Source organism: Nocardia goodfellowii (genome assembly GCF_017875645.1).
Taxonomy (GTDB): Bacteria; Actinomycetota; Actinomycetes; order Mycobacteriales; family Mycobacteriaceae; genus Nocardia; species Nocardia goodfellowii.
The window spans coordinates 5,374,241-5,395,153 of the sequence record NZ_JAGGMR010000001.1 but is presented as its reverse complement, the minus strand read 5'-3'; the positions used below and the strand labels follow the sequence as shown (position 1 = coordinate 5,395,153).

At 68.9% G+C, this 20,913-nt stretch carries 22 protein-coding genes; 15 read left to right on the top strand and 7 right to left on the bottom strand.

What is annotated here, in order from left to right; all coding sequences use genetic code 11:
- Nucleotides 1–8 precede the first annotated feature (8 nt).
- From BJ987_RS24815 to BJ987_RS24800, 4 genes are read left to right on the top strand one after another with little or no spacing between them, the layout of a single operon-like run.
- Complete coding sequence (locus tag BJ987_RS24815; RefSeq protein WP_209894711.1) at nt 9–446, top strand: hypothetical protein; 438 nt, start codon at nt 9–11, stop codon at nt 444–446.
- Complete coding sequence (locus tag BJ987_RS24810; protein ID WP_209894708.1) at nt 443–2,005, top strand: radical SAM protein; 1,563 nt, start codon at nt 443–445, stop codon at nt 2,003–2,005. The genes BJ987_RS24815 and BJ987_RS24810 overlap by 4 nt, the downstream gene beginning before the upstream one ends.
- Before the next feature lie 40 nt (nt 2,006–2,045).
- The gene (locus BJ987_RS24805) at nt 2,046–2,318 is read left to right on the top strand and encodes a hypothetical protein (RefSeq protein WP_209894703.1); all 273 of its coding nucleotides are present in this window, start codon (nt 2,046–2,048) and stop codon (nt 2,316–2,318) included.
- Nucleotides 2,315–2,926 (top strand): alpha/beta hydrolase, encoded by a 612-nt coding sequence (locus BJ987_RS24800; RefSeq protein WP_209894700.1) that lies wholly within the window; start codon nt 2,315–2,317, stop codon nt 2,924–2,926. The genes BJ987_RS24805 and BJ987_RS24800 overlap by 4 nt, the downstream gene beginning before the upstream one ends.
- 145 nt (nt 2,927–3,071) lie before the next feature.
- Here BJ987_RS24800 and BJ987_RS24795 read toward each other — a convergent pair whose 3' ends face one another.
- The 3 genes from BJ987_RS24795 to BJ987_RS24785 all read right to left on the bottom strand — a co-directional run bounded on the left by BJ987_RS24795 (nt 3,072) and on the right by BJ987_RS24785 (nt 5,783).
- Complete coding sequence (locus BJ987_RS24795) at nt 3,072–3,818, bottom strand: glucose 1-dehydrogenase (protein ID WP_209894697.1); 747 nt, start codon at nt 3,816–3,818, stop codon at nt 3,072–3,074.
- A gap of 81 nt (nt 3,819–3,899) precedes the next feature.
- A complete protein-coding gene (locus tag BJ987_RS38075; RefSeq protein ID WP_209894694.1) occupies nt 3,900–4,724 on the bottom strand; it encodes a helix-turn-helix transcriptional regulator in 825 nt (274 codons plus the stop codon).
- An 87-nt stretch (nt 4,725–4,811) separates the two neighbouring features.
- Entirely contained in the window at nt 4,812–5,783 is a 972-nt protein-coding gene (locus tag BJ987_RS24785; protein ID WP_209894691.1) for an NHL repeat-containing protein, read from the bottom strand.
- 522 nt (nt 5,784–6,305) lie between these two features.
- Between BJ987_RS24785 and BJ987_RS24780 the strand changes: the two genes are divergently transcribed.
- From BJ987_RS24780 to BJ987_RS24770, 3 genes are all read left to right on the top strand, one after another.
- Nucleotides 6,306–7,700: a three-helix bundle dimerization domain-containing protein gene (locus BJ987_RS24780; RefSeq protein WP_307869748.1), complete on the top strand. Its 1,395-nt coding sequence runs from the start codon at nt 6,306–6,308 to the stop codon at nt 7,698–7,700.
- Between the two features lie 174 nt (nt 7,701–7,874).
- Entirely contained in the window at nt 7,875–8,630 is a 756-nt protein-coding gene (locus BJ987_RS24775) for a hypothetical protein (RefSeq protein ID WP_209894688.1), read from the top strand.
- A gap of 117 nt (nt 8,631–8,747) precedes the next feature.
- Nucleotides 8,748–9,953: a DUF418 domain-containing protein gene (locus BJ987_RS24770; RefSeq protein ID WP_209894685.1), complete on the top strand. Its 1,206-nt coding sequence runs from the start codon at nt 8,748–8,750 to the stop codon at nt 9,951–9,953.
- A gap of 3 nt (nt 9,954–9,956) precedes the next feature.
- On the opposite strand, the gene BJ987_RS24765 is transcribed toward BJ987_RS24770, so the two are convergent.
- From BJ987_RS24765 to BJ987_RS24755, 3 genes are all read right to left on the bottom strand, one after another.
- Nucleotides 9,957–11,138, bottom strand: a complete 1,182-nt coding sequence (locus BJ987_RS24765) for a cation:proton antiporter (RefSeq protein WP_209894682.1) — start codon at nt 11,136–11,138, stop codon at nt 9,957–9,959.
- Between the two features lie 3 nt (nt 11,139–11,141).
- Entirely contained in the window at nt 11,142–11,624 is a 483-nt protein-coding gene (locus tag BJ987_RS24760) for a cation:proton antiporter regulatory subunit (protein ID WP_209894679.1), read from the bottom strand.
- A 219-nt stretch (nt 11,625–11,843) separates the two neighbouring features.
- The gene (locus tag BJ987_RS24755) at nt 11,844–12,542 is read right to left on the bottom strand and encodes a GntR family transcriptional regulator (protein WP_307869747.1); all 699 of its coding nucleotides are present in this window, start codon (nt 12,540–12,542) and stop codon (nt 11,844–11,846) included.
- A 113-nt stretch (nt 12,543–12,655) separates the two neighbouring features.
- Between BJ987_RS24755 and BJ987_RS24750 the strand changes: the two genes are divergently transcribed.
- The 8 genes from BJ987_RS24750 (at nt 12,656) to BJ987_RS24715 (ending at nt 20,254) form a co-directional block, all read left to right on the top strand.
- Entirely contained in the window at nt 12,656–14,374 is a 1,719-nt protein-coding gene (locus tag BJ987_RS24750) for an ABC transporter ATP-binding protein (protein ID WP_209894676.1), read from the top strand.
- Entirely contained in the window at nt 14,371–15,492 is a 1,122-nt protein-coding gene (locus tag BJ987_RS24745; protein WP_372446888.1) for an ABC transporter permease, read from the top strand. The genes BJ987_RS24750 and BJ987_RS24745 overlap by 4 nt, the downstream gene beginning before the upstream one ends.
- Nucleotides 15,489–16,409 carry an ABC transporter permease gene (locus BJ987_RS24740; protein ID WP_209894672.1) on the top strand — a complete coding sequence of 307 codons (921 nt, stop codon included), beginning with the start codon at nt 15,489–15,491 and terminating at the stop codon, nt 16,407–16,409. The genes BJ987_RS24745 and BJ987_RS24740 overlap by 4 nt, the downstream gene beginning before the upstream one ends.
- Complete coding sequence (locus BJ987_RS24735; protein WP_209894669.1) at nt 16,409–17,380, top strand: ornithine cyclodeaminase family protein; 972 nt, start codon at nt 16,409–16,411, stop codon at nt 17,378–17,380. Before BJ987_RS24740 ends, BJ987_RS24735 begins: the two co-directional genes overlap by 1 nt.
- A complete protein-coding gene (locus tag BJ987_RS24730) occupies nt 17,380–18,162 on the top strand; it encodes an amidohydrolase family protein (RefSeq protein ID WP_209894666.1) in 783 nt (260 codons plus the stop codon). Before BJ987_RS24735 ends, BJ987_RS24730 begins: the two co-directional genes overlap by 1 nt.
- Before the next feature lie 72 nt (nt 18,163–18,234).
- Nucleotides 18,235–18,600, top strand: a complete 366-nt coding sequence (locus BJ987_RS24725) for an amidohydrolase family protein (RefSeq protein WP_209894663.1) — start codon at nt 18,235–18,237, stop codon at nt 18,598–18,600.
- A gap of 73 nt (nt 18,601–18,673) precedes the next feature.
- Nucleotides 18,674–19,651, top strand: a complete 978-nt coding sequence (locus tag BJ987_RS24720; RefSeq protein ID WP_209894660.1) for a BMP family ABC transporter substrate-binding protein — start codon at nt 18,674–18,676, stop codon at nt 19,649–19,651.
- Between the two features lie 90 nt (nt 19,652–19,741).
- A complete protein-coding gene (locus tag BJ987_RS24715; protein ID WP_209894656.1) occupies nt 19,742–20,254 on the top strand; it encodes a mycothiol transferase in 513 nt (170 codons plus the stop codon).
- On the opposite strand, the gene BJ987_RS24710 is transcribed toward BJ987_RS24715, so the two are convergent.
- Entirely contained in the window at nt 20,238–20,849 is a 612-nt protein-coding gene (locus BJ987_RS24710) for an NAD(P)H-dependent oxidoreductase (RefSeq protein WP_209894653.1), read from the bottom strand. The genes BJ987_RS24715 and BJ987_RS24710 overlap by 17 nt on opposite strands.
- Nucleotides 20,850–20,913: the final 64 nt, after the last annotated feature.

The following is a 20,913-nucleotide window of genomic DNA, read 5'->3' as shown; positions in this document are numbered from 1 at the left end:
GCCGCACGATGAGCACACCTGAGCCGCCCGGTGGCTGGGAGCCGACGCAGTATCCGCCGGGCCCCCAGCCGCCGGGCCCCCAGCCGCCGGGCGACTGGCAGCCCTATCCGCCGCCGGGGTGGCAGGGGCCGCCGCCGAAGTCGAACGACGGGCTCGTGCAGGTGCTGATGGCGTTGACGGGTGCGTTCGGGTATCTGCTGGTCAACTCGGTGGCCGCGTTCTTCCTGTTCATCACCGCGCTCGAACACAGCACCAACACCGTGCCGATCGCGCTCGGCGCGGTCGGGGGCGTGCTGCTGGCCTTCGGTGGCGGCACCGCGCTGATCCTGCTGCGCAAGCCGTGGTCGAAGGGGCTCGGGCTGGGACTGATGATCGGGTGGGCGCTGATGACGGTGTGCACGGTCGGGTTCTGCACCGGCGTCAATCCGACGATCTACACCGCATGAGTACCGGGATGCCGCTGCGCGGGGACCGAATTCTGCGCTATGTGAACGCTTTCTGCCCGCGCTGCCACGAGGAAGCGCCGGAGACGCCGTTGCCGCAGGTGCCGCGGCTGTCGGGGTGGCTGGCCGATCGCGGCGGGAAGGTGTTCCTGGAACGCGGGTGCGCCCGGCACGGGATGGTGCGCACCCTCTATGACGAGGACCCGGATCTCCTCGAGTATCTGGAGCAGTGGACCGCGCCGACCAAGGCGCATCTGCCCGATACGCCGGGAAATTTCGATCCGGTGCCGTCGGCGTATTTGCGTGGACTGCCGGAAATGCAGACCCAGCACACCTGCATTCTGCTCGAGGACATCATCGACAGCTGTAACCTGCGCTGCCCCACCTGTTTCGCCGATTCGTCGCCGGATCTGCGCGGCGTCGTCGCGGTCGAGGACGTGCTCGCCAATGTCGATCAGCGGCTGGCCCGGGAAAACGGCAAGCTCGATGTGCTGATGCTCAGTGGCGGCGAGCCGACGCTGCATCCGGAGTTGGCGCGGCTGCTCGACGAGTTGACCACGCGACCGGTCACCCGGATCCTGCTCAATACCAACGGTGTGCGCATCGCCCGCGACGACGCCCTGGTGGAATTGCTGGCTCGCCATCGTGAGCGGGTCGAGGTGTATCTGCAATACGACGGCAGTTCCGCGGCCGCGTCCCGGCATCATCGCGGCGGCGATCTGCGCGCCCGCAAGGCCGAGGCGCTGCGGCGGCTGTCTACGCACGGCATTTTCACCACGCTGGTGATGACCGTCGCGCTCGGCGTCAACGACAGCGAGATCGGGGACGTGGTGCGCGTCGCCCTGGCCACCCCCTTCGTCGGCGGGGTGTCCATTCAGCCGCAATTCGGTTCCGGGCGTTCGGGTCACATCGATCCGATGGACCGGCTGACCCATACCGGTGTGCTGCGCCGCCTCGGCCCGCAAACCGGTGGACTGGTCACCTGGCGTGACCTCACCGCGCTGCCGTGTTCGCATCCGCACTGCTGCTCGGTGGGTTATCTGTTGCGTGACGACGCCGGGCAGTGGCGTTCGCTGGTGTCGCTGATCGGGCACGAGCGGTTGAAGGACCAGTTGGGCTTGGTGTCGAATCGGATCGCCGACTCCGCCATCCCCGCCGAATTGCGCACGGCGGTGCGGGAATCGCTGCTGGGTCTGCTGTCGGAGCAGTCCTCGCTGTCGCATCCGGAGATCGGCCGGGTGTGGCAGAACATTTGCGAGAACTGCGATCTGGGCATGTCTACCTTGCTGACTCTGGCCTCTTCGGCGCTGCCGGGCCGGCGTAAACGGCTGCGGACGCTGCTCGGGGAACGCGTCGTCCGAATCACGGTCAAACCGTTCATGGATATGTCGACGATGATCGAGGAACGTCTGACCCAATGCTGTGTGCATGTCGGCACGCGGGCCGACGCCGACCAGTGCGCGCCGTTCTGCGCGGTGCAGGCCTGGCCCGCCCTGTCGCGGCAACGCCTGTCGGCGGCCGCCCCGGCCGGTCGCGCTCTGCTTCCGGTGGAGGTCCGTTGATCACCGAGTGTGCGGCGTATGCAATGTGGCAGGGAGTGCAATGACCGAGCAGCGGGGGGTCTATTACGAGCAGGCCGCTCGCCAGCCGCCGCCCGACCCGCTCAACCTGTGCATCTTCGCGACCGTCGCACTGCTGACCTGGCTGATCGGCCCCTGGGCGCTGACCGGGTTCGCGCTGCTCGCCTTCACCGCCTACTGGCGGGCCTGGCGCCAGGGCCTGCGCCGCAGCAAATGCTGGCTCCGCGACACCCGCCTGGTCCTGCTGTATCTGGCCGCGCTCGCCGCCCTCGGCGTCTACGCGGCGCTGCGGTGAACCCGGCACACGCACACTGTTTCCGCGCCGGCACCGGAACGCCGCTGGTGCTGCTGCACGGTTCGCACGGCACCGAAACGGAGTTGATGCCGATGGCCGGTGACGTGGCGCCCGGGTCGCCGGCCCTCGGTATCCGCGGCACCGTGCCCATGGAAGACGGTTACAGCTTCTTCCATCGGTTTCCGGATCGCCGGGTCGACGAGGCGGATATCGCAGCCCGGGTACCGGTGCTGGCGGACTACATCGAAACATCCTGCGCCGGCTACCGGCTCACCGAGCCACCGGTCGCGATGGGATTCTCCAACGGTGCGATCATGGCCGCCGCCCTGCTGCTGACCCGGCCCGGTCTGCTGGCGGGAGCGATCCTGTTGCGGCCGTTGTCCCCGTTCACCGGGGCTCCGCGCTGTCGCCTGGACCGGACGCCAGTCCAGATCATCGACGGCGCGAAAGACCACCGGAGAGCAGCCGGGGACGGTCTGCGGTTGGCCCAACAGCTAAATCGTGCGGGAGCGCGGGTAACCCATCATGTGCTGCCCGTGGGTCATGCGCTCACCGCCGAGGACGCCGAGCTCGCGCGAGTCTGGCTGCGAGCCACACTCGGGCGGTGACGCCGTATCTGGGCCGGCGGGCGATGAAGCACGACTGATTCGGCGTGTGGATAGCTGATTCCGGCGAGGGTGCTACGCCCTGACCATGGTCCGCGCCGAAGTAGGGGCCGACGGCGCCGTCAGCCCCTACGAAGGCCTGAAATCCTTATGCGGGAATGGAACTGACCAGGCCGCCGTCGACGATCAGATCCTGTCCGTTGATGTACCCGGCCGCGTCGGATGCTAGGAAAGCTACCGCGGCAGCCACCTCCTCCGCGCGGCCGAACCGGCGTGCGGGGACGCGGTTCCGGGACGCGGCGGCCACCTGCTCGGTGAGTGCGGCCTCCGGGTACATGGGTGTGTCGATGTAGCCGGGACTGACCGAGTTGACCCGGATGCCGCGCGCGGCGAGATCGGCGGCCAGGGTTCGGGCCAGGTTGTGCACGGCGGCCTTGGTGGCCGAGTACACGGTGAGGATGTCGACGCCCCGATGCAGGGTCCAGGAGGCGTTGATGACGACAGCGCCGCCGGCAGCCATGAGCGGCAACGCTTTCTGGATCGTGAAGAACACGCCTTTGAAATTGACCGCCACCGCGTGATCGAAATCGTCCTCGGTGATCTCGGTGCTCGGTTTGAACATCCCGACCCCGGCGTTGGCGAAGACGATATCGAGCCGACCGTACCGCTCGCGGATGGTCTGGATCAGGGTGTCCAGCGCGGACAGATCGGCGACGTCGGCGACGACGCCGAGCGCGTCTTCCCCCAGTTGCGCGACCGCGGCGTCCAGCCGGTCGCGGTCGCGCCCGGTGATGACGACGTGCGCGCCTTCGTCGAGCAATTGGCGGGCGGTGGCCAGGCCCATACCGCTGGTTCCGCCGGTAACCAGTGCGATCTTGTCGGTGAATCGAGTCATGAGACACAGCCTGCGGGCGGCGCGGACGAGGAAACAGAGCCGGCTGATCATGGGTCTGTCACCACCACGCACCGGTCCCTTTCAGCCGGTGCGGAGTTGTTCGACTGTCAGCGACTCCAGCCGCGCCATGGTGTCGGTATCGGGCGCGGGGTTGTGCAGGACGATGTCGTACCCGGGATGGTCCGGCAGGGGCAGCCGGGTGTATTCGAAGACCAGCTCGCCGGCGTGCGGATGGGTGATGAATTTGCGGCCCTGCGCCGTCTCCGTGACATCGTGCGCGGCCCACAGCTCGGCGAATTCTGGACTGACCGCGCTGAGTTGGGTCACCAGCCGCTGGAACTCCGGATCACCCGGATGTTTGGCCGCGTCCGCGCGGAACCGCGCCACGATGTCCGGCGCCGCGGCATCCCAGCGGGTGAACGCGGCGCGGTAACGGCTGCTGGCGAAGAACGCCACCAGGCAGTTGTGGTCTCGGTCGCTGAGCCCGAAAACCGTGCGCGCCATACTGTTCACCGCCGCCAGACTCCAGTGTTGGTCCAAAATGTAGGCCGGGAGGGGTAACCAGCCCGCCAGCAGGCGGTGCAGTCCGGGGTTGAGCGGACCGACGGAGCCGTTGGTGGCCGACGGCGGGTTGAGTCCGGCGAGACGATACAGATATGTGTGCTCGTGGGCGTCCAGGCGCAGTGCGTCGCCGATGGCGTCCAAAACCTGTGCGGAGACTTTGATGTCGCGGCCCTGCTCCAGCCAGGTGTACCAGGACACCCCGACGCCGGCGAGCACCGCGACTTCCTCGCGCCGCAGGCCGGGTGTTCGGCGCTGCCCCGCATCCGGCAGGCCGACATCGGCCGGTGTCAGCCTGGCCCGGCGGGTTTTGAGGAAGTCACGGAGCTGATCTCTGCGGTCCACGCTTCCAGCGTATGCGGGCGACCGGATCACGGTTCACATCCCGGCCCGACCGCTGCAGCGGCGCACCGTCTTCCGGCCGCGGAGGTGTCAATCGGCGACCGGAAGACTGGAAATCGTGAACGGCAGCTCCGGCGCCTGACCGGATACGAACCGGTTGTATTGACTGTTGACGACGAGGAGGCGTCCCTGCCCGGTCAGCGCGGCCTGACTGGGATGGCGGAATCCGCCCGGCGGGATGAGAGTTTCCACAACTCGAGCGCTGGTGAGGTCCTCGTTCATCGCCAGGACGGCGACCCGGGGTTCCTGATCGCTGGCGGCATAGAGATTGCCCTGTGTCACGAAGACGCGCCGCCCGTCCTCGGAGATCAGTGCGTCCGCGCTGGGCAGCGGCTCGGTTTCCACCTGGGTCACCGCACGGGTAGAGCGATCGATGCGCCAGAGCTGACCGGTGTTGCTCTGCACAGCCAGCAACTGTCCTCCGACGGCGAGGATCCCGTTCAGATTGTGCTGGCCGTGCACCCACTCGATGGGCGTGTCCGCCACATTCAGCCAGGGCTCCAACCGCCAGCGGCCGTCGGTCTCAGTGATCCGGTAGATGACGGGAAGGAAGGAATCGGTGACATACGCCGAACCATCGTCGGCGATGGAAACCTCGTTGACGAAACCGCCTTCGAGACCGTGCAGTTCGGCGAGCAGTTCGGCGCTGGCGGGATCGTAGATGCGAACGGTGTTGCTGCCGGCGCCGTTGACGAACAGCCTGCCCGCCCGATCGAACGTCATCCCGGAGGTCAGCTCACGCCCGTCCGCCCCGTCCGGCGACCACAGTTCCACCTCCGGTCGATCGACATGTCCGCGGTAGATCGCGCCACCGGCCGCGCTGCCGACGAAATAGTGGCCGGTCGCGGCGTGGTAGGCCAGACCGGTGGGGAACGCGCGATCACCTGGGATCACGTAGTGGTCGAGTGGGGCGGGCGGCGATTGGGCGGGGGAGGTGGCGGTGCACGCCACAGTCAAGGTGGCGGTCACACCGAGGAGGAGGTGACGGATACGAACGCGCATAGCGGCGGTCCCTTCGTGACGAATCGGCCTCTCTATCGTCAGCGGTGTGCGCGGTTTCTCGGTATGACCTCGGATCCAGGGTTTGGCACACCCAGGATCGCCGCGCGGCGGGTGCTGTTCCGCCATCGCGCCACCACTCCGCCGAGCAGACAGGTGCACTGATTCGCCGGGCAAGGCGGGCACGGCTTATCTCCGCTGCAACAGCGCGCACATGCGCGGCCGATCACCCCCGCCCGGCGCGAGCGGTGAACGCCGGGACAACGGCAGGTGGAGGGTGCGGGAGGGGGTATTGAATTCTGCGGGCGCATCGGTGCGCACCCGTGGGGCCGCGTCGGGCGGACGCCGGGCCGGTTCGGTGGCGCTGACCTGCGCGGCAGCGGCACCGACTGCGATTCGAGAGGGGTTCTGGCGCAGGGGATTACGAGCCTGGCCCGGCTTCGCGGTGGCTGGCGAGACGCTGGATTGACGGTAGGGTTCGGCGCGGTTCGATCATGTGGCGGGTTGTGCGCGCGAGGAGAAACGGTGGCTGTCGAGACTGTCCGTGAAGAACAGGCCATGCGCCGGTTGACCGACAGGCTGCTGGAGACCTATGCCGAATCCCATTCGGTGGAGGAGATCCACGCGGTGGTGGGTGCGGTGCGGACGCGGTTCGAGGGGCATCCGGTGCGCGAGTTCGTGCCGATCCTGGTGGAGCGGATCGTGCACCGCGAGTTGGCGCCTCCGGCGCAGGGCAGTGTCATCGAAGAAGCGGCCGCCGCGGTGGAGCAGTCGAACGCGGCGTTGTCGCGGGCCGACCGCCGGCGGGTCGCGCGCGCGGGATTCGCGCTCGACCGGCGCACGGTGGGTGTGGCGGGGGCGGTCGTCGTGGTCGCCGTCGTGGTGGTGGCGCTGACGGGGCGTCAGTCCGAACCCGCGCCGTCGGCCGGGCCGGTTCTACCGGCGCTGACGGTGGTGCGCGGGGTGGTCGGTTCGGAGAAGATGGCCTTCTTCGAAGACTCCCGGGTGGTCGAGGCGCTGGCCCGGCACGGGTTGCGGGTGAACGCCGAGCCCGCCGGTTCACGTCAGATCGCGACCTCGGTGGATCTCGGCGCCTACGATTTCGCGTTCCCGTCGAGCAGCCCGGCGGCGGAACGAATTCAGCGCGCCCGCAACATCAACACCAAGTACACGCCGTTCTCCTCGCCGATGGCGATCGCCACCTTCCGGCCGATCGCGGACCTGCTGACCGCCGTGCGCGTACTACAGCCCGGTCCCGTCCCGACCTTCGATGTGGCGCGCTATCTGGAGTTGGTGCGCAGCAACACCGAGTGGGCGCATCTGCCCGGCAACACCGTCTACCCGGTGCGCAAGAACATCCTGGTCTCCACCACCGACCCGCGTACCTCGAACTCCGCGGCGATGTATGCCGCGATCGCGAGTTTCGTGGCCAACGATCGCGCGGTCGTGCAGGGCGAACCCGCCGAACAGGCGGTGCTGCCGACGTTGCAGCGACTGTTCGCCGGGCAGGGTTATACCGAGAACTCCACCCAGGGCCCGTTCCAGGAGTACCTGTCGGCGGGCATGGGTCCCTCGCCGCTGGTGCTGATCTATGAGGCTCAGTTCGTCGAGGCCGCCGTCCAGGGCAAGACCAATCCCGAGATGGTGTTGACCTATCCCTCCCCGACGGTGCTGTCCCGGCACACGCTGGTGCCGTTGGGCGGCAACGGTGATCGCGTCGGACGCCTGCTGTCCAGTGACCCCGAATTGCAGCGCCTGGCCGCCGAGCACGGTTTCCGCACCGGCGACGCGACTCAGTTCTCGAAGGTCGCCGCCGAGCATCGTGTGCCGGTGCGGACCGAGCTGATCGATGTCGTCGACACCCCGACCTATGACACCCTCGAGCGTCTGCTGGACGCGGTGGCCGCCTCCTACAACTAGACCTACCGGCAACACCCTCCCGCCGGGGGTTGCCCGCTGAGCAGTATCGATGGATCCTTAAGGGTTCTGCCGAGTACCCCCCGATGTCCGATTCGAGTAGCCGGGCACTCGTGGTTTCGACCCGGTTTCATGACACGGTGCGTGGGTAGGGGCTGGACAGGAAGGAGCCTCCGCATGAACGGGATTCACACCCAGGCACCCGAGCGGACGTGCGGCCCGGCGAGCACGATCGGCACCCACGCCATGCTGGTGTTCGGTACCGGAGCCGACTGCTATCTGTCGAATCTGCCGAAATTCACCGCGCCGCACAATTTCCAGGTCATGCTCGCCGTCGAACTGGACGAGCGCGGCACCCGCGCGCTCGAAGCCGACCAGCGGACCGGATTCGCCGGACCGCACACCTTCGTGCCCGACGAGTTCGCCCTGACCGAGCTCGATCCACGCCGCGCCCAGCCACGAAAAGAATTGCGCGGCAGCCTGTTCCGGGGGCACGTGCACCGCGGCGGGCAGGTGCTCGTAGGCGAGGTGGTGGCCGACATCAGGCAGGTGGTGCACTTCGACGAGTTCGCCCCGATCGCGCGGCGCGGGCACGAGCGGCTCACCCATCTGTGTTTCGGACGCCCGGATCGACTGTATGTGGCGCACCGGATCTGCCGGCGGCCCAGTTTCGATCAGATCGTGGCGGCGCGCCTGGTTCCGGGTTCGGTGACCGATCTGCTCGGTGACCCGGCCACCACCGATGACGCGCACGAGCTCGGATTCGAGACCGCGCAGCCGATCATCTTGGGGCAGCGGCAGTTCACCGGTCAGCGGTTGCGGGCCGGGGAGATCGCGGTGGCGGCGTTCGGGTCGAGCGCGGAGCAGCCCGGGTTCCTGGCCGAGCTGGCGGTGGAGCGTCAGATCTACCTCGAGGTCGCCGACCTGGGCTGAGCGCCGTCAATACCCCGCAGGTCGCGTCCCGGGGATGATCACCCCCGGGACGAAGCGGGCGGGATGTCACTCCCCGGGAGGACGCGGGGCCCGCGTGGCGGCCACTACCGTCTGAGTATGTCCGGCACCGTCGAATCCCCCGCCCCCGCAACCAGTTCCGGGCGGCGGATCGCCGAGATCGATATCCTGCGCGGATTCGCGCTGTTCGGCATTCTCATCACCAACGTGGTCGTGGCGACCACGTTGTTCAGCATGAACGGCACCCGCGAACATCTGCGATTCCAGTACGAGGGGCCCGCCGATCATTTCGTGCACGCGGTGACCGAGGCGTTGTTCGAGGGCCGGTTCTATCTGCTGTTCGCGTTCCTGTTCGGGTATTCGTTCACCTTGCAGATCGCGGCGGCGCAGCGGGCGGGAGTGTCGGAGAAGGCGCGGCTGCTGCGCCGGTGCGCGGCGCTGATGGCGATCGGGCTGGTGCACGTGTACTTGCTGTGGATCGGCGACATTCTCACGCTGTACGCGTTGTTGTGCCTGATCCTGATCACGCTGCGCAAGCTGCGCCCGCGCACCGCGGTGATCACCGGGGTCGTGCTGTACACGGTGTGGACGATGCTGATGTTCCTGCCGGGCAGCGGCGACGGCAGCATGTACGAGGCGCTGGCGTTGTTTTTCGACTTGCCGGGCTGGCACGCCGACTACGTGGGCAGTCCCGCCGCCACCCTCGAGGTGCAGACGGCGTTGTTCCCGTGGTTCCTGCTGGTGATCTGGCTCAGTCAGGGCGTGCCGAGCCTGGCGATGTTCCTGCTCGGGCTGGCGGCCGGAAAACGCGGACTGTTCGACGACCCGCAGACGGTGCGGCGCTGGACTCCGCGCGTGCTGGTCGCCGGATTCGGGCTCGGGTTGCCGATCTCGGCGGTCACCTTCGCCGCGACGATGCACTGGTTCGACCCGCCGAACTGGTGGGGTGGTCTGCAAATGCTGGTGGCGCCGTTGATGACCTTCGCCTATATCGCGGCGGTGCTGGTGGCGGCCAGGGCGGCGCGCACCGCGCGGTTCGCGGCCTGGCTCGCGCCGGCGGGGCGGATGGCGGCCTCGAACTACATCGCGCAGTCGGTGGTGGTGATGGTGCTCTACACCGGTTACGGATTCGCTCTCGCCGACAAGGTGCCGCCTGCGGCGGTCGTCGGGCTGGCGCTGCTCACCTTCGCCGCGCAACTCGCAGTGAGCGGCTGGTGGTTACGCCGCCACCCGTACGGCCCGGTGGAGTGGGCCCTGCGGGCGGCGACATACCTGTCGGTTCCGGCGTGGCGAAAACAGCGCTGAGGGCTACTCGGCGGGCACGCGGCGGCGATCCCACCACACCAGCAACGGCTCCACGACGCGGGCCGCGACCGGCCCGGCGATCGCCATCAGCAGCACGTAGGTCGTCGCCATCGCCGCGAATTCGGCGGGTACCGCCCCCGCCGCGACGGCCAGACCGGCGATGACGATCGAGAACTCCCCGTGCGCGACCAGGGCCGTGCCCGCGCGCGCCCGCCCGTAGCGTGAGGCGCCGGCCCGTTTGGCGGCCCACCATCCGGTGCCGATCTTGGTCACGATGGTGACCACCGCCAGCAGCAGCGCCCACCCCAGTACCGGCGGAATACTGGCCGGGTCGGTGCTCAATCCGAACAGCACGAAGAACAGCGCCGCGAACAGATCGCGTAGTGGTTCCAGGATTTTCGTGGCCGCGTGCGCGGTCGAATCCGAGATCGCGATACCGAGCAGGAACGCCCCGACCGCCGCGGAGACCTGCACCGCCGAGGCCACCCCGGCCACCAGCAGCGCCGAGCCGAGCAGCTTGAGCAGGAAGATTTCCCGGTCCTCGCTGTCGACGATCATCGACACGTAGCGGCCGTAGCGCAACGCGATCACCAGGACCACGGTCACCGCGAGCAGGGCGATACCGAGGGTTTTCATGCCCGCCAGGAATCCGGCTCCGGCCAGTACCGCGGTCAGCACCGGCAGATATCCGGCCATCACCAGATCTTCGAAGACCAGGATCGACAGCACGGTCGGGGTTTCCCGGTTACCGAGGCGGCCCAGATCGTTGAGAACTTTCGCGATGATCCCGGAGGACGAGATATAGGTGACCCCGGCCATGGCGATCGCACCGGTCAGCCCCCAGCCCAGCACCAGCGCGACGATGACGCCGGGGGTGGCGTTGAGCACCACGTCGACCACACCGGCCGCCCACGAGCGGCGCAGTCCGGTGACCAGTTCGCTGGCGCTGTATTCCAGACCGAGCAGCAACAGAAGCAGCACCACGCCGATTTCGCTGGCCAGATGGATGAATTCGTCGACGTGCTGGAGTTCGATCAGGCCGCCGGTGCCGAAGATCAGGCCGCCGATCAGATAGAGCGGAATCGGCGACATGCCGATGCGGGCGGCGACTCGGCCGAGCAGTCCCAGGCCGAAAATCACCGCGCCCAGCTGGATCAGAGCGAGGGCGGTGTGATGTGCGACCATCGATCAGCCGTCGGTCAGGATGGTCGCCGCGGCGTCCAGACCCTGGGTCGTGCCGACCACGATCAGCAGATCGCCGGCGGTGAACAGGAATTCCGGGCCCGGCGAGGGGATCGGGTTGCCCGCGCGCATCACCGCGACGATGGATGTCTTGGTGCGGGTGCGCATCTCGGTGTCGCGCAGCGCGCGCCCGTCGAAGGGCGAGCCCTTGCGGATCTGCAGTTGCCGGGTTGTTACTCCGTCGAACTCGCGGTGTTCCTCACGCAACTGCGCCACCAGTTGGGGCGCGCCGAGCAGGTTCGCCAGCACCGCGGCCTCGTGCGCGGACAGCGGGATCTGTTCGGTGACATCGGGATTGTCGGATTTGGAGAGTATGAGGTCTATCGATCCGTCTTTGTGATCGATGATCCCTATCCTGCGGCGGCCTCGCCCCAGCGAGAACTCCTTGCGTACACCGATGCCGGGCAGGGGGGTCACCTCAACGTTCACCTCACCAGGTTAGCGGGACCGGGCCGGATGCTCCGAACCCAGGTGTCCGATTTGTCTGATTGTATCCGCGAGTTTGCTCACGTCCGGGTGATTCGGGCAACAAGAACCGGCCGGCGGCACCCCCTGCGTGCCACCGGCCGGTGCCGAGGATTATCCGGCATGCCGAAGCCGTTACGGCCCAATCGGTTCCGCGAGTTCCCGCCGGGGCGCGGGACATGATCACTTCTTCGACCGCCGCCTGCGGCCCTTGGCGATGAGTTCGGGGTCGAAGCCCGGATCCGACCACTGTTCGGCCAGTGTCATGCTCAGCTCGCGCCCGGCCGCGATGTGGGTGAACGCGCACGCGGCGGCGGCGTCGGCGCGTCCGGCGGCGATGAGGTCGTAGAGCTCCTGGTGTTCGGAGCACTGCTCGGCGGGATCGCGGGTCGCGGTGAGCCGGAACAGCCATTCGGTACGCGCGGCGAGGGGACCCATCAGGTTGCTCAGCAACGGGTTCGCGGCCAATTCGATGATCTCGGCGTGGAAGGCGGCGTTGGCGGCCGCGATGCGCGGGACCTCGCCCGCGGCGGTGGCGGCGCGGGCGTCGGCGAGGCGCTTGGCCAGCGGGGTCAGGGTCGCCGGGGTGGCGCGCTCGGCGGCCAGCCGGGCGGCCAGCGACTCCAAAACCTCTCGGATGTCGAACAAGTCGCGCACGTCGGCGGGGGAGAAGCTCGCCACCAGCGCGCCCTTGTGCGGCACCAGCAGCACCAACCCCTCGGCGGCCAGCATCCGCAGCGCCTCACGCAACGGAATCCGCGATACCGCGAGTTCGGCGGCGAGATCGCGCTCGACCAACCGGGCGCCGGGTCGCAGTTCGACTTCGACGATGCGGCGCTTGAGCACCTGATACGCGTGGTCGCGCAGCGAGGGGGCAGTCACGAGACCCCACAGTAGTGCTCGCTCGCACGGGTTTTCACAGCCGAAACACGGCGGGAATCCGCACGCCACACACACCCGCAAAGTTAACGGTATACCAATAACTGGAGGTGACCGTGACCGCGATACTGGAGTTGACGGGCGTCGGCAAGACCTACGGCGCGGTGCGCGCGCTGGCCGACGTGGACGTCACGGTGCGGGCCGGCGAGGTGCACTGCGTCCTCGGGGAAAACGGGGCCGGCAAATCGACCCTGTGCAACGTGGTCTTCGGCGGGGCCACCCTCGACGCGGGCCGGATGCGACTGTTCGGTCAGCCCTACCGACCGCAACGACCCGCCGACGCGCTGCGCCACGGAATCGCCATGGTGCACCAGCATTTCAGTCTGGTCCCGGACTTGACCGTGGCCGAGAACCTGGCCCTGGGCGAAGGCTCCTGGATGCGGGTGCCGCGGCGCGCGCTGGCCGCCCGGGTCGAGGCGCTGGGTGCACGGTTCGGCCTGCGGGTCGACCTGAACGCCCGGGCGGGGCGGCTCTCGGTCGGTGACCGCCAGCAGGTCGAGATCGTGAAATGCCTGCTGCGAGATCCACGTCTGGTGCTGCTCGACGAACCGACCGCGGTCCTGGGCCCCGCCGAAATCGCCGCGCTGCTCACCACATGCCGCCGCATCGCCGAATCCGGTCGCGCCGTGGTCCTGGTGACACACAAGCTCGGTGAGATCGAGAAGGTGGGCGACCGCGCGACGGTCCTGCGTGGCGGACGTGTCTCCGGTGCGGGGCCGTTGGCCGAATTCACGCGGGACGCGTTGGTAGAGCTGATGATCGGGCGACCCGCCGCGAGCTTGAACCCGGCCCTGATCCTGGGCGTCGGCGCGACGAGTCCGCCTGCGGACGGGGCGCATCCTCCCGAAATCGACCACAGCAGCCCTGCGGTGGTGTCGAGCGACGGGCACTCGGGCGGGCCGGATCACGACAGCGCCGTAGCCCCGCCGAGCGGGGAACGGCCTGCCGGAGTCGACCACGGCAGCCCTGCGGTGACACCGACGGACGGCCCCGGCATCGCTCCGGCACCCCGAGTCGACCTGGCCGACAACGTGGTTCATGTCACCGGATTGCGCTTGATCCGCCCGCAAGGAGGTGCCGCGCTGGACGGTCTCGATCTGGTTCTGCGGCCCGGCACGATCACCGGCATCGCGGGTGTGGAAGGCAACGGTCAGAGCGAACTCGTCGCGGTGCTCAGCGGTGCTCGACGGCCCGACGCGGGCACCTTCGAACTGGACGGCACCGATTTGACCCATGCCACTCCGGCGGCCCGCACCGCAGCGGGGCTCGGTGTGATCCCCGAAGATCGCCATCACGAGGGCTGCATACCGGCGATGAGCATCGCCGACAACCTCTTTCTGGGGCGGCTGTCGGACTTCCGTCGCCGCGGACTCTTGGATCGCAAGGCGCTGCATGCGGCGGCCGCGCAGGTGATCGCAGGCCACGACATCATCGCCTCCGGTCCGGGCGCCCCGGTCGGCACCCTCTCGGGCGGCAACCAGCAAAAGGTCGTGGTGGCCCGCGAACTCGCCCTGAACTCCCTGCGTTTCCTGGTCGCCGCCCACCCCACTCGCGGCCTGGACCTCGGCGCGGTGGACAGCGTCCTGGCCCGGCTGCGCGCGGCCGCCGAATCCGGTGTGGCGGTGCTGATCGTCTCCCACGAAGTGCCCGAACTGCTCACCGTGTGCGACCGCGTCCTGGTCGCCTACCGGGGCCGTCTGCACGGTCCCGTCGACCCGGCCGACCCCTCGGCCTCGGAACAGATTGCTCATCTCATGCTCGGAACCGCCTCATGAACCCGCTCACCGCGCGCCCCGCCGCGCCGACTCCCGGCCCCGCCGCATCGACTCCCCGGCTGCACATGTTGCTGCGATCGAGTGCGACCCGCCGCGATATCGCCGTCTACGGCGGCGCGGTTCTGGTCGCCCTGCTGGTCGGCCTGGCGCTGGTGGTGGTGGGCGGTGCCGACCCGGCCACGGCCGCGAACGCGTTGTGGGCGGGCATGTTCGGCTCACCGTACGGATTCGGGAGCGCGTTGAACGCGGCCGCGGTGCTGGCGTTGATCGGCACCGGGTTCACGATCGCCTATCGGGCCGGACTGGTGAACGTGGGCGCGGAGGGGCAGCTGGCGTTGGGCGGGATCGCGGCCACCGCCGTGGGTGTTACTGTGCCGCAAGGTATTCCGGCGTTGGTGGGGGTGCCGCTGGTGCTGGTCGCGGGGTTCGCGGCGGGGGCGGCGTGGGCCGGGATCGCGGCGTGGCTGGCGGTGTGGCGGGGCACCAGTGAGGTGATCACCACGCTGCTGCTCAACTTCGTCGGGTTGGGTGCGGTGACGCTGGTGGTGCACGAGCAGGGATTGTTGCGCCAGCCGGTGACCTCGGCCGATACGTTGCCGCAGTCCGAGCCCTTGGCCGAAGGCGCTCGGCTGCCGCTGCTGGGGATGACCGATTCGCCCGCGACCATCGCGGTCGCGCTGGCGGGAGTGGCCGCGGTCGTCGTGTCGATTGTGTTGCGCCGCACCGCGACCGGCACTCGGCTGAGCGCGGTCGGATTGTCCGCACCGGCGGCCGCGCGCCTGGGCTTGCCGGTGTCGTGGCTGCGTTTCGGCGCGCTGTCGGTGGCGGGCGGGCTGGCCGGGGTCGCGGGCGCGGGTCTGGTCGCGACGGTGCCGTTCGTGCTGGCCGAGCACTTCACCTCCGGTTACGGATTCGCCGGGCTGGTCGTGGGTCTGCTCGCGCGGGGATCGCTGAGCGCGGTCGCGGGGATCTCGCTGGTGTTCGGGCTGCTCGCTTCGGGTGGGATCAATGTGCAGCTGGCGGCGGGGGTTCCGGCGTCGAGTGTGCAGGTCGTGCAGAGCGTGCTGATCATTCTCGTCGCCGGTGCGGTCATCCTGCGTAAGGGCGGTGCGCGATGAGTGCGATCGGTGAACTGCTCGATGGTGGTGTGCGCCTCGCTGTTCCGCTGGTGCTGGCTTCGGCGGGGGAATTGGTGAGCGAACGGGCCGGGGTGCTCAACCTCAGCGTGGAGGCGATGATGCTGACCGGGGCGTTCGCGGGTGCGATCGGCGCGCACACCAGCGGCAGCGCCGGCGTCGGGGTGCTCTGCGCGCTGATCGCGGGACTGCTGGTCGCGGTGTTGCAGGCGGTGCTCAGTGTGACCTTGCGCGCCGATCAGATCGTGACCGGTATCGCCGCCAACGCGCTCGCGCTCGGCGCAACCACCTATGGTTCGCGGCTGTATTTCACCGGCGTCCGCACGGTGCCCGGTTTCGACCGGCTGGAAATCCCTGTGCTGCACGACATTCCGGTAATCGGCCCGGCCTTGTTCGGGCAGACACTGCTCGGCTACCTCGGTATCGCGGTCGCGATCGGGCTGGCGCTGCTGTTCGGTCACCGCACCGGTCTGGGGCTCGCGGTCACCGCGATCGGGGCCGATCCGGTGACCGCGGATCGCTCCGGTCTGCCGGTCAGGCTGATCCGCTACGCGGTGGTGCTGCTGGCCGGGCTGACCGCCGGTCTGGCCGGTGCGCACCTGGCGCTGGCCGACGTGCACGCCTTCACCGACAACCTCACCGCCGGAGCGGGTTACCTCGCCGTGGTCGCGGTGATCGCCGGCCGCTGGAAAGCCTGGCCGACCATACTGGCGTGTCTGCTCTTCGGTATCGCGCAGGCGCTGCAGTTCGCGGCGCCCTCGTTCGGCTGGCATTTGCCGACCGCGGTGCTGGTGATGTCGCCGTATCTGCTCGCCGTGCTGGCGGTGAGCGGACTGGTGGGAGCCTCCCGCGCGCCGGCGGCGCTCACCCGTCCCTTCCTGCGAGAGGCCAAGGCCTGATGACGCTGATCCTGACCCGATCCGAGGTGCTGGCGATGATCAGCCTGCCCGAGGTGATCACCGCGGTGCGCGCCGCGCACACCGAACTGGCGCGTGGGCAGGCGGTGCTGCCCGCGCCGCCGGCGATGCGGTTACCCGGTTCGGATGCGACGTTTCTGGCGATGGCCGCGAGCTCCCGGGCCGCCGGGCTGGCGGCGGTGAAGTTGCTCGCCGATATCCCGGCCAACCGGGACCTCGGTTTACCCGCCCAGCGTTCGGCGATCCTGACCCTGGCCACCGCCGACGGGGCGTGCGAGGCGCTCATCGACGGCGCCGCGGTCACCCGGTTGCGCACCGCCGCAGCCTCCGCGGTCGCCACCGCCGCGCTGGCCCGCCCCGACAGCCGGGTGCTGGGGTTGATCGGGGCGGGGGCGTTGGCGCACACGCACCTGGAAGCGCTGCGTGCGGTCCACCGGTTCGATCGAGTGCTCGTATGGAGCCGCAGCGCGGCCACCGCGCGCGCGTTCGCCGAGGTGACCGGCGCCCACACCGCCGAGTCCGCCGAGCAGGTCGTGCGCGAAGCCGATGTGCTGTGCACGTTGACCCCGTCGAAAACCCCTGTGGTGCAAGGCGCGTGGTTCCGCGACGGTCTGCACGTCAACGCGGTCGGCGCGCCGCCGCGACCGGATCATCGCGAGATCGACACCGAGGGCATCCGCCGGGCCAGGGTCGTCGTGGACAGCCGGTTGACCGCGGGCCACGAATCCGGGGATGTGCTGATTCCGCTGGCCGAGGGCGCGATCGAGGCCGGGCATTTCGCGGACGAGATCGGAGAGGTCCTCATCGGCACGAAACCCGGTCGCAGTGGCCCCGCCCAGATCACCCTCTACAACTCCCTCGGCGTCGGTCTCCAGGATCTGGCGGTCGCCCGGTTGCTCATCGATGCCGCCCGTGCGCGCGGCATGGGCACCGAGATCGATTTGGCCCGCTGATGGCTGAGCTGCTGTTACGTAATGCCCGGCTGTGGGGTGCGCGGGCGCTGACCGACCTGCATATCGTCGACGGCCACATCGCCGCCGGCGGTCTGGACGACCTGCGCACCCCAGTATGTCGTGGCGATAGTTCGCGCGTCCCATCCACGGCGGCCGATGATCCGGCGACGGTGGACCTCGGCGGGCGGCTCGTGCTGCCGGGCTTCGTCGACGCGCACTGTCATCTGGACAAGACCCTCTGGGCGGGCCCGTGGGTGCCCAACACCGCCGGGCCGCGAATCCAGGACAAGATCGCCTACACCCGGGCCCGGCGCGCCGAGTTCGGTGTCCCGTCGGTCCCGCGGATCACCGCGCTGCTCGAGCGGATGGCCGCGGCGGGGACAGCGCACGTGCGCACCCACACCGATATCAGCCCGGAGATCGGACTCGACGGCATCCATGCCGTACGGGCGGCGGCGGAGTCCCTGGCCGATCGCATCACGGTGCAGCAGGTCACTTTTCCGCAGTTCGGCATGCTGACCAATCCGGGGACCGTCGAGTTGATGGACCGGGCCCTGCGCAGCGGGGCCGCGCAGGTCGTCGGCGGCATCGATCCGGCGGGCGTGGACCGGGATCCGGTCCGGCACCTGGACACCGTGTTCGGCCTGGCCCTGACCCACGACGTTCCCCTGGATCTGCACCTGCACGATCGGGGCGAGCTGGGCGCGTGGGAACTGGAATTGATCATCGAACGCACCCTGGCCACCGGCATGGGGCACCGGGTGACCATCGGGCACGGCTAGGCGCTCGGCGAAGTCGGGGAGCGCCGGCGAAACGAGCTGATCGCGGGACTCGCCGAGGCCGGGATCAGCGTGGTGACCTGCGCGGCGCACAACGATCCGCTGCCGCCGATGCGGGCGATGGCCCGTGCCGGAGCCACGCTCGCGGCCGGCAACGACGGTGTGCGTGACCTGTGGTCGCCCTATGGTGACGGCGACATGCTGCACCGGGCCCATCGGTTGGCCGAGCGGCTGGATTGCTATAGCGACGACGAGATCGAACTCGCCTTGCGCGCGGCGACATTCGGTGGCGCGGCGGCTCTGGGGGTGCCCGACTACGGCCTGGGTGACGGAGCCCGCGCCGATCTGGTGGTGCCGGCGGCCCGCAGTGCCGCCGAAGCGGTGGTGACCCGCGCGCCGCGCACGCTCGTGGTGCACGCCGGACAGGTGGTCGCCCCGTGATACACGCGTGAAATCCGCTGGTAATCCAGCACTTCTACCTTAATGGCATACCACTAACTGTGAAGGAACATCCATGAAGAAGCTCGCCGTCGCCACCCTGCTCGCCCTGGCAGCCGGCACTCTCACCGCCTGCGGCGGATCCCCGGGCGCCGCCGACGGCAAACTCGCTGTCGGCGTGCTGTTCCCCGGCTCGCTGTCCGACGACGGGTTCATGCAATCGGGCTACGAGGGCTATCAGCGCCTGGAACGCGGCCTCGCCGACAAGGTGGCGTTGACCAAAGTCGAACAGGTGCCCGCCGCGGACTATCAGCAGGTGCTCACCCGCCTGGCGACCGGCTCCGATCTCGTCGTCGCCTTCGGCGGCCAAACCGACTCGGTGCTGCGCCAGGTCGCCCCCGCCTTTCCGAAGGTGAAGTTCGTGGAGATCGGCGGCCCCGCCGACGCCGCGCCGCTGGCCAATCTCGCCTATTACGATCCGGTCCAGGCCGACGGCGGTTTCCTGGCCGGGGCCTATGCCGCGCTGGTGTCGGCCACCGGCAAGGTGGCCTTCGTCGGCGGCATGGAACTGCCCGCGATCGTCAAGACCGCCAAGGCTTTCGAGCAGGGCGCCAAGCACGTCCGGCCCGAGGTGACGGTGCTGCCCCCGCAGTACGTCGGCGACTTCAACGACGTCGCCAAGGCCAAGCAGGCCGCCCAAGCCGACGTCGGCGCCGGAGCCGGTGCGTTCGGCCAGCAACTCAATCTCGGCCGTCAGGGTCTGGCGCAAGCCGCCAAGGAAGGCCAGGCGAGCGTGGTCGGCGGTCCACTGGTCAAACCATGCGGTTCCGAGGCCGGATACGCGGGATATGTCAAAAGCGACACCGGCGCCCAACTCGAACACGCGGTACACGCGGTGCTGGACAACACCTTCAGCGCCGAGCAGGTCCGGTTCGGGCTGGCCTCGGGCACGGGCGCGACCGACATCGTCCTGTGTGCGGCCACCCCCGAGACCAGCGCCGCCATGGACAAGGTGAAAGCCGACCTCGCCGCCGGCGCCGTCATCATCGAATAAGCCGCCGCCCGCAACGGCCGCTTGCGGTGCGGGCGTCGCGGATCGGTGAAACACGGGAATAACCCGGCCCACATCGAGTTGAATCAGCGCATGACCAGTGCTGAGTTGTTGATCGACGCCTTCGGCCGAGTCCAGCAGAACGTGCACGGCGCGGTCGCCGACCTCACCACCGAGGAGCTGGCCGCGCGCCTGGACCCCGCGGCCAACTCCATCGCCTGGCTGCTGTGGCATCTGACCCGCGTGCAGGACGACCACGTCGCCGAGGTCGCCGGCCGCGAGCAGGTGTGGACCTCGGCCGGCTGGGTGAAACGGTTCGACTTACCGTTCGAGGAAACCGACACCGGCTACGGCCACGACGCCGCCGACATCGACGGCCTGCGCGGAATCACCGCCGAACTGCTCCTGGGCTACTACGACGCCGTGCACGCCGCAACCCTCGACTATGTCCGCGGGCTCACCGACACCGACCTGTCCCGGGTGGTCGACACCCGGTGGGACCCGCCGGTCACCCTCGGTGTCCGGTTGATCAGCGTGATCGACGACGACATCCAGCACGCCGGGCAAGCCGCCTTCATCCGTGGAGTCCTCACGCGCCGCCGGTGAAATGTGCGCTCGCGCAATCACGGGCCAGGGCGCGGGCTTCGCCGAGCCAGCGGGTGCGGGTTTCGGGGGTCGAGTCGGTCACCGTGCGGAACACGGTGCGCCGGATGTCCTCGACGCCGATGTAGGGCAGGACGCAGGCGGTCCAGATCCGCTCGAGGGGGTCGCCGAAGATCGTCTGTTCCCGCTCGACGGTGGTGTCGGAGGTATTGAGGATCAGCGCGCGGTCCGCGCGTAGCAGCCCGCTGGGTGTGCCCGCGGCCGAGTCGAGTTTGTAGGCGACGGCGGGGGTGAGGACGCGCTGGATCCAGCCGGACAGGATCGCGGGCGGCATACCCCACCAATTGGGGTGGATGAACACCAAGGCATCGAGTTCGAGCAGTTCCCGCTGGTGGCGGCGCACCAGGTCGTCGGTGACCGGCGCTTCGGCGACGGTCCCGGTTTCCGCCGCGCCCAGCACCGGGTCGAAGCCTTCGGCGTACAGGTCGTGCGCGATGACATCGACTGCCATTGCCCGCAATTCGTCGATCACCGCGTCGAAGAGCGCGTGGTTGAAGCTGCCGGGGACAGGGTGAGCCAGATACACCGCGATACGCATGCCGACCACTGTGCCGCACGCCGAATGTCACACCACGCGCCGCTGTGTCGTCAACTCCGCGACA

What these genes read in the sequence shown, in the direction of transcription:
- BJ987_RS24815 (WP_209894711.1), top strand. Translation starts at nt 9, where the DNA reads ATGAGCACACCTGAGCCGCCCGGTGGCTGGGAGCCGACGCAGTATCCG.
- BJ987_RS24745 (WP_372446888.1), top strand. Translation starts at nt 14,371, where the DNA reads ATGAACCCGCTCACCGCGCGCCCCGCCGCGCCGACTCCCGGCCCCGCC.
- BJ987_RS24765 (WP_209894682.1), bottom strand. Translation starts at nt 11,138, where the DNA reads ATGGTCGCACATCACACCGCCCTCGCTCTGATCCAGCTGGGCGCGGTG.
- BJ987_RS24770 (WP_209894685.1), top strand. Translation starts at nt 8,748, where the DNA reads ATGTCCGGCACCGTCGAATCCCCCGCCCCCGCAACCAGTTCCGGGCGG.
- BJ987_RS24795 (WP_209894697.1), bottom strand. Translation starts at nt 3,818, where the DNA reads ATGACTCGATTCACCGACAAGATCGCACTGGTTACCGGCGGAACCAGC.
- BJ987_RS24730 (WP_209894666.1), top strand. Translation starts at nt 17,380, where the DNA reads ATGGCTGAGCTGCTGTTACGTAATGCCCGGCTGTGGGGTGCGCGGGCG.
- BJ987_RS24720 (WP_209894660.1), top strand. Translation starts at nt 18,674, where the DNA reads ATGAAGAAGCTCGCCGTCGCCACCCTGCTCGCCCTGGCAGCCGGCACT.
- BJ987_RS24810 (WP_209894708.1), top strand. Translation starts at nt 443, where the DNA reads ATGAGTACCGGGATGCCGCTGCGCGGGGACCGAATTCTGCGCTATGTG.
- BJ987_RS24805 (WP_209894703.1), top strand. Translation starts at nt 2,046, where the DNA reads ATGACCGAGCAGCGGGGGGTCTATTACGAGCAGGCCGCTCGCCAGCCG.
- BJ987_RS24775 (WP_209894688.1), top strand. Translation starts at nt 7,875, where the DNA reads ATGAACGGGATTCACACCCAGGCACCCGAGCGGACGTGCGGCCCGGCG.
- BJ987_RS24735 (WP_209894669.1), top strand. Translation starts at nt 16,409, where the DNA reads ATGACGCTGATCCTGACCCGATCCGAGGTGCTGGCGATGATCAGCCTG.
- BJ987_RS24710 (WP_209894653.1), bottom strand. Translation starts at nt 20,849, where the DNA reads ATGCGTATCGCGGTGTATCTGGCTCACCCTGTCCCCGGCAGCTTCAAC.
- BJ987_RS24715 (WP_209894656.1), top strand. Translation starts at nt 19,742, where the DNA reads ATGACCAGTGCTGAGTTGTTGATCGACGCCTTCGGCCGAGTCCAGCAG.
- BJ987_RS24785 (WP_209894691.1), bottom strand. Translation starts at nt 5,783, where the DNA reads ATGCGCGTTCGTATCCGTCACCTCCTCCTCGGTGTGACCGCCACCTTG.
- BJ987_RS24740 (WP_209894672.1), top strand. Translation starts at nt 15,489, where the DNA reads ATGAGTGCGATCGGTGAACTGCTCGATGGTGGTGTGCGCCTCGCTGTT.